Source organism: Dactylosporangium sp. NPDC005555, from assembly GCF_040605635.1.
In the GTDB taxonomy this organism is placed as follows: Bacteria; Actinomycetota; Actinomycetes; order Mycobacteriales; family Micromonosporaceae; genus Dactylosporangium.
On record NZ_JBEXDG010000068.1, the window covers coordinates 44,722 to 51,726 of the forward strand.

Genomic DNA, 7,005 nt, shown 5'->3' on the forward strand with positions numbered 1-7,005 from the left:
GGTTTCTTAGTCCGGGGCGTGTCACGCTAGCGGGGTGTCCGACCCCGACCCCGACCGGCCCGCGCCCGCCCTGCTGCTCGTCGAGGACGACCGCGAGTTGTCCGGGATGCTCGTCGAGCTGCTCACTGATGAGGGTTACCGCGTCGACCGGGCCCGCGACGGGCAGCAGGGGCTCCATCTCGGGCTTACCCGGCGCTACGACGTCATCGTGCTCGACCGTGGTCTGCCCGCGATCGACGGGGTGGAACTGCTGCGCAGGCTGCGCGGGCGGGGCGTCGCGACCGCGGCCCTGCTGCTGACCGCGCGCGGCGCCGTCGCCGACCGGGTGGAGGGACTCGACGCAGGCGCCGAGGATTACCTTGTCAAGCCGTTCGACTTGGAGGAACTGCTCGCCCGGCTGCGGGCGCTGCGCCGTCGCCATCCGGAGCACGCGCACCGGGTCGCGATCGGCAGCCGCTGGCTGGACCTCGACGCCAGACAGGTCTGCGATCCGGACGGCCGGGTGGTGACGCTTTCGGAACGCGAGTGTGCCCTGCTGCGCACGCTCGCCACCCGGTCGCGGCAGGTGTTCAACCGCGACGACCTGCGTTCGCTGGTCTTCGACGCGGCGGAAAGCCCGGGCGTCGTCGACACCTATGTGCACTACCTGCGGCGCAAGCTCGGCCGCGACGTGATTCGAACGATCCATGGGCGCGGCTACCAGATCGGGTCGGCGTGAACCGCTCACCGGACGCGCGGATGGTCCGCCGCGCGACGATCGGCATCGCCGCGCAGGTGGCGGCGGCGGTCGCGGCCACCGTGCTGCTCGTCAGCGTCCTCGCGTTCTCCCTCACCGTGCGGGCCGAGCACCGCGCCGAGGAACGCACCGTCCGTGCGGTCACCGTCGCCGCCGGCCCGCAGCTGACCGGTTCGGACGGTGTGGTGCTGCTACGCCGCGACGCGTCCGGCGCGGTGACGGCGGGCCCCGCGGTGCCGGAGCCACTGGCCCGGCTCGACCTGATGCAGCTGCGGGCCGGGCGCGGCAACGCCAGGGTCGCCGGCCACGAATACGAGACGTATGCGGTCGAGCAGCCCGACGGCAGCCGGACCGTCGGGCTGCTCGACGTGACCGCCCGCACGGAGTCCGGGGAGCGGCTCGTCGGGTCGCTGCTCGTCGGCGGCCTGCTCGGCATCGCCGCCGCCGGCGCTGCTGGAGTCCTGCTCGGCCGTCGGGCGGTACTGCCGCTGGCCAGAGCGCTGGAACTGCAGCGGCGCTTCGTCGCCGACGCAAGCCATGAGCTGCGGACGCCGCTCGCGGTGCTGCACACCCGCGCCGAGCTGATCCAGCGCCGGATCGCCCGCGCCGGATCGCCCGCCGATGACCGGCTGCGGGCCGACCTCGCGCGGCTGACCGCCGACACCCACGCCCTCGGCGAGGTCGTCGAGGACCTTCTGCTGTCGGCCGAACTGCAACACCGCCCCGCCGCCGGAGTTCGGGTCGACGCCGGCGACCTGGTCCGCGACCTGGTCACGTCCGTCGGTCCGCACGCCGAGCGCCGGGGCGTCGCGCTCGTCGCCGACACAGGCGACGAGCAGCTGACGGTGGAGGGTGTGCGCTCCTCGCTGCGCCGGGCCCTCGCGGCACTTGTCGACAACGCGCTGGCCCACGTCGATGCGGGTGGCATCGTGACCGTCGACGTGCACGGCGGTGGCGGCCGGGTGTACATCGCGGTCACTGACGACGGCGATGGCCTGGACCCCGCCGAAACGCGCAACCTGATGCGCCGGTTCGCGCGCGGCGACGGCCAGGCCGATCGCGAAGGACGCCGGTTCGGCATCGGGCTCGCGCTCGTCAACGAGGTCGTCGATGCTCACCGCGGACGGCTCGAGGTCTCCGGTAGCCCAGGGCGCGGCGCCAGGTTCGTGATCGACCTCCCCGCCGCGCCGGCCGGGGATCACCCGGGCGAAGGGACGTAGGACCTCTTGTCGGGGCCGCGGTGCGTGCATGGTTTCACGGGCCGGCACCACGCTCGTCGCCGACTGGACGCTCGTCGGTCCGCTGGACCCGCACGACGACGCGCATTTCGCTGAGCACTCGGCACTGCGCCCGCTCACCGTACGCCGGAGACGTTCCGGCTGCCTCGCGTCGTGTCGTCGGCGTCCCAGCCGATCTCATTGTTGACGGCGACCACTCCGTCGACACCTCGGACCAGTTGACCAGCGATCACGGCGGTCGATCGGCGGTCGACCTTGCCGGTCAGCGTCACCACACCGTCGGTCGCCGTCGCGGTGATGTGCGAGGGGTCCAACCAGAGCGTCTGCGTCAGCACTTCATCGGCGACGTCGCGTTGGATCGCCTCGTCGCTGCGCAAGTACCGCCGGAGGAGGTCGTGCCGGGACACTATGCCGATCATGGCACCGGATTCCGGGTCGACGACGAGCAGTCGTTTGACGTGGTGGCGCAGCATGAGCCGGGCGGCCTGGTGGATACTGGATTCCTGCGTGATCGTGATGGCAGGCGAAGTCATGATGTCGCGCGCCGTCCCGCCATCTGGCGCTCTGATGGCGTCACGCCGCTGATGCTCAGCAGGCTCGGTGTCGGTGTTCGCTTCTCCGCCGATGCGTGGGTCATGCTGGAGCACGTCCGCTTCAGATACGACGCCGAGCACCCGGTTGTTCTGGTCGACCACGGGCAATGCGCTCACGCCGGTGTCGGCGAGCGCGTCGACGAGTTGCTGATACGCGCAGTCGGGTGTCGTCACGACCACCGACTCGGTCATCACGTCACGAACACGTGCCCAACTCATGCCTGTCTCCTCGGGTATCGGGGCACTGAGCGTCGTCGGTGGAACGGTGGGCAATCATGGTGTCGGAGGCGTCGTCGAGCCCCGAGGCGGCGTGGGGTTCCCCCTCAGTGTTGATGATCTTCGCGCGCTTCCGACGCTGCATCGGTTTGCTCCGTTCCGGTTCGACGGCGGGAAGCACTCGCATCCCGCATCAGGTCAACCGTTGCTCGACCTCAGGGCGGACGGCAGGGCCGAAGGTCACAGCTCGATCGGGATCGGGTGGCCCGGGCTACGCGACGTCGTCGGCCGGCTCACCTCGAACGCTCCCGGTCCTGTCGTCCCGGCCGGCGGTGGCGAGAGGACCTTGATCCTCCGGAGTGCCGGTCCCAGGCCTGCGGTGTTTCGGCAACGAAACACGCCGAGCGCGGCGAGCCACCGCAGACCGTCACCGGGGCCACGTCTGATCGTCTCCCAAACTCGTGCGGCGGACGCGCGTCGACGGGGGGATTCCCGCGACCTGCTGTCAAGACCGTGTTCGGCCGCACCGGGGTGGGGCAGGCAATAGGTATGGAACAGGTCATGGGAGCGAGCAATGACATGACCGGCCCGGCCGGCGCGGGGCGAGGGCGACTGAGGATCTACCTCGGGGCTGCGCCGGGCGTGGGCAAGACCTACGCCATGCTGCAGGAGGGTCTTCGTCGCCGGGCTGAGGGCGCCGACGTGGTCATCGGCGTCGTCGAGCCGCATGGGCGGAAACCGATCGCGGTCATGGCCGAAGATCTGGAAACGGTGCCGCGCCGGAGTCTGACCTACCGCGGGTCGGCGTTCGCCGAACTGGACCTGGACGGCATCCTCGCCCGGCACCCGCAGGTCGCGCTGGTCGACGAGTTGGCGCACACCAACGTGCCCGGCTGCCGCAACACCAAGCGCTGGCAGGACGTCGAGGAGCTCCTCGCGGCCGGGATCGACGTGGCGACCACGCTCAACGTGCAGCACCTGGAGTCACTCAACGACACGGTGCAGCAGATCACGGGCACGGTGCAGCGCGAGACGCTGCCCGATGCGGTGGCCCGCCGAGCCGACCAGATCGAGCTGGTGGACCTGTCGACGGAGGCGCTGCGCCGGCGGATGGTTCACGGCGACATCTACCCGCCGGATCGCATCGAGTCCGCGCTGACCCACTACTTCCGGCCGGGCAACCTCACCGCGCTGCGCGAACTTGCGCTGCTGTGGGTCGCCGACCGGGTGGACGAAGGGTTGCAGAACTACCGCGCCGAGCATGGCATCGCAGCCCCCTGGGAGGCCCGGGAACGCATCCTCGTGGGAGTGACCGGAGACGTCGGCGGCGAGACGATCATCAGGCGTGCGGCCCGTATCGCCGCCCGGATGCCCGGCTGCGAGTTGATAGCGGTCCACGTCACCACGTGCAGCGGGCTGATCGGAGCGGACCCTGCGGCACTGGTCCGCCAGCGCGTGCTGGTGGAGTCGCTGGGCGGCAGCTACTGGCAGGTGGTCGGCGACGACGTCGCACAGACACTGTTGCAGCTCGCCCGAGCCCAGAACGCCACCCAGATCGTGCTCGGGGTCAGCCGCCGTGGCGGGTTCGCCGGACTGCTGTCCGGCGAGGACGTCGCGGCGAAGGTCGTCCGGCTGTGCGGGCCGGTCAACGTCCACACCGTCACCCATGAGGGTGCCGCCGGGCCACCGCGGCTCTCCCTGCCACGCCTCACCAGGGATCTCGGCCCGCACCGGCGCTGGTACGCATTCATCGTGGCGGCAGTGCTGCTGCCAGCGTTGACGATGGCCTTCGGCGCCCTGCGTGGCGAACTCGAGGTGCCGGTCGGGCTGGCGCTGTACCTGCTCGCCGTACTCGCGGTCGCACTCGTCGGGGGCCTGTATCCAGCGCTTGCCGCGGCGCTGGCCGCCGGCCTGCTGGCCAGCTACCTCCTGCCCCAACACGCCCCGACGAACTCAGGGCTCACCGACGCAGCGGTACTTGCCGTGTTCGTCGCCGCCGGGTCCATGTTCGGCCTGTCCGTCGAACTGACGGCGGGATGGGCGCGACGAGCCGCCCATGAGTCCGCCCAGGCCAGCACGCTGAGCCACCTGGCCGTCGGGGTGCTCCGAGGTCAGGACAGTCCAGCCGCCCTGCTCGAACAGCTCCGGCAGACCTTTGGTCTCCGCGCGGTCAGCCTCCTCGAACGTCTGCCCGACAACAGACCCGGCGCGGACTGGTACGTTGCGGCCAGCGCCGGCTGGCACCCGCCCGAGCGCCCCGAAGGCGCCGACGTCACCGCCCCGGTAGCCGAGGGCCTCACCATCGCCGGGGTCGGGCGCATGCTCAGTGCCGACGAGCAACGCATCCTCACCGCCTACGTCGCGCACCTCACCGACGCGTTCAACCGAGAGGTCGAACCACGCCCCACCGACGCCGTCGAACACCTGCATGGTCCCCTCGTCGCAGCCATCCCCGACCTGCGTGCCGCGCTGGCCGCAGCCGAGACCGCACTGACCGACCTGACCGGCCACGCGTGCCGTCTCGCCCCATCAGACCAGGCCAGATACACCGCCGCTGCGCAAGCGTCGGTCGGTCGCACCGTCCGCCTCCTCACCGACCTCGACGACCTCTGCCGACTCCGCGCCGGCGCCCTCGACTGCCGGCTACGCCCGGTGGACCTCACCGAGGCGATCGATGCCGCGATCGACGACCTGGGCCCAGACGGTCAACCTGTCACCCTGCGGCTGCCCGACCGGCTTCCCTGCATCGTCGCCGACAGCCAGCTGCTCACGCACAGCATCACCAGCCTGGCCGCCGACGCGCTGCGCCGCAGCCCGCCACACAGCCCGCCGACCATCACCGCCATCGTCGAACCTCAGCAACTCCAGATCCAGGTCATCGACCACGGCAGCGACACCAGCGGCCTCGACGACACGTCCGCCATCATCGCCACACCGCCGCTCGCGCCGATGCTCTCGCCAAACCTGGCACGGCGGGTGGCCCTCGGACTGGCCGAAGCCATGGGAGGCGCGTTGCGGCAGGAATGCACACCGGGCGGCGGCCTCACTGTGACCATCACACTGCCGACCGCCGATTGCAGCCGCCGTACCGCCGAGCATCAGGCCGGGCACGCCGCAGCGTCAACCGCGGTGCACGGCTCCGAGTGATCGCGTTCCCAGCAGGGTCGACATTCCCAGTAGGTCGAACAGAAGGTTCCAGGTCTGTCAGCGTATTGTGCCGATGCCCGGCTCAGATGCTGAACTGACGCGGCGGAGCACTGCGTCTGCAGCCTGCAGTTCGGCCGTCTGCAACTCCACGACGGCAAGGGCGGCCTTCAAGCCGCGGGACCCAATGAGGGAATGGCCGCCTTGGCCGGGGGAGGCTGCCATGCCGAGGGACCGGACCGATCCGACAGCCAGCGCGCCGATGTTCCAGGCCGGACCGGTCAGCCGCAGGCTGGTCCGTTGACAACGGACCAGCCTGCAGCCGCGGGGTCGAGCCTTTCGGCCCTGCCGGATGTGACGTTGTCCCGTGCCCCCCGAGAGGGTCCGGGGGGACAGTAGAGATGTCAGCTCAGGAGGGCATGAAGCGTGGGCCGTGGGTCGCGTGCGCGATCGGCATCGGTGATCGACGGCCTCGCCCTCGCAAGGACGCACCGGCCACCGGGCGGTAGCAGGTCAGCGGATGGAGGTATCACGATGATGTACTGGGGCGACGGCATGAGCGGCTTCGGCATGGCCCTCATGGCGTTGAACACGCTGCTGTTCTGGGGCTTGGTGGTCGCTGGTGTCGTCCTGCTGGTCCGCAACTTCGGCCGCGGCACGCCGACCAGTCCGCGACCGGTGCCACAGCAACTGCTGGCCGAACGGTTCGCCCGGGGTGAGATCGACGAAGACGAGTATATCCGGCGGTTGCAGATGCTGGGCGGTGCCATGCCGACCAAGCCCAGTGGTTGAACGGATATCCGGCAGGCCAACCGACCGCCAACCGCCGCTGGACGGATGGCCCCAGGATCAGTTGAAACGTGAGGCCCGGCAACTACGGCTCCGGCGCACCTCGAACCGGACTGGGCAGGGATATGTCCGGCCTCGGCGACAGCTTCCCCGAACTCGGCGTCGTGATGAGGCCACGGTCGTGTCCGGCGTTGCCCTCTCTGTCAGGCTGAGATGAGACAAGCGGTCTGAAACATGGTCTGAGCAGGGCGAGTACAGGAAGTTCGACGTTGACGATGACTCGTGCCGA

5 protein-coding genes are annotated in these 7,005 nt (G+C 70.3%); 4 read left to right on the forward strand and 1 reads right to left on the reverse strand.

The window, feature by feature from the left end; translation table 11 throughout:
- Positions 1–34: 34 nt before the first annotated feature.
- The gene (locus ABZS58_RS43680) at positions 35–718 is read left to right on the forward strand and encodes a response regulator transcription factor (RefSeq protein ID WP_354789972.1); all 684 of its coding nucleotides are present in this window, start codon (positions 35–37) and stop codon (positions 716–718) included.
- On the forward strand, positions 715–1,956 hold the full coding sequence (locus ABZS58_RS43685; protein WP_354789973.1) for a HAMP domain-containing sensor histidine kinase: 1,242 nt from the start codon (positions 715–717) through the stop codon (positions 1,954–1,956). The genes ABZS58_RS43680 and ABZS58_RS43685 overlap by 4 nt, the downstream gene beginning before the upstream one ends.
- Positions 1,957–2,090: 134 nt before the next feature.
- Here the strand turns inward: ABZS58_RS43685 and ABZS58_RS43690 are convergent, their stop codons facing one another.
- Complete coding sequence (locus tag ABZS58_RS43690) at positions 2,091–2,786, reverse strand: CBS domain-containing protein (RefSeq protein ID WP_354789974.1); 696 nt, start codon at positions 2,784–2,786, stop codon at positions 2,091–2,093.
- 558 nt (positions 2,787–3,344) lie between these two features.
- On the opposite strand from ABZS58_RS43690, the gene ABZS58_RS43695 reads away from it, so the two are divergent.
- Positions 3,345–5,930, forward strand: a complete 2,586-nt coding sequence (locus tag ABZS58_RS43695) for a universal stress protein (protein WP_354789975.1) — start codon at positions 3,345–3,347, stop codon at positions 5,928–5,930.
- Positions 5,931–6,461: 531 nt separating this feature from the next.
- Positions 6,462–6,719: an SHOCT domain-containing protein gene (locus ABZS58_RS43700; RefSeq protein WP_354789976.1), complete on the forward strand. Its 258-nt coding sequence runs from the start codon at positions 6,462–6,464 to the stop codon at positions 6,717–6,719.
- The last annotated feature ends 286 nt before the right edge of the window (positions 6,720–7,005 follow it).

Bases quoted from the DNA above. Each gene is read 5' to 3' on its own strand.
- ABZS58_RS43690 (WP_354789974.1), bottom strand. From the start codon at position 2,786: ATGAGTTGGGCACGTGTTCGTGACGTGATGACCGAGTCGGTGGTCGTG.
- ABZS58_RS43700 (WP_354789976.1), top strand. From the start codon at position 6,462: ATGATGTACTGGGGCGACGGCATGAGCGGCTTCGGCATGGCCCTCATG.
- ABZS58_RS43695 (WP_354789975.1), top strand. From the start codon at position 3,345: ATGGGAGCGAGCAATGACATGACCGGCCCGGCCGGCGCGGGGCGAGGG.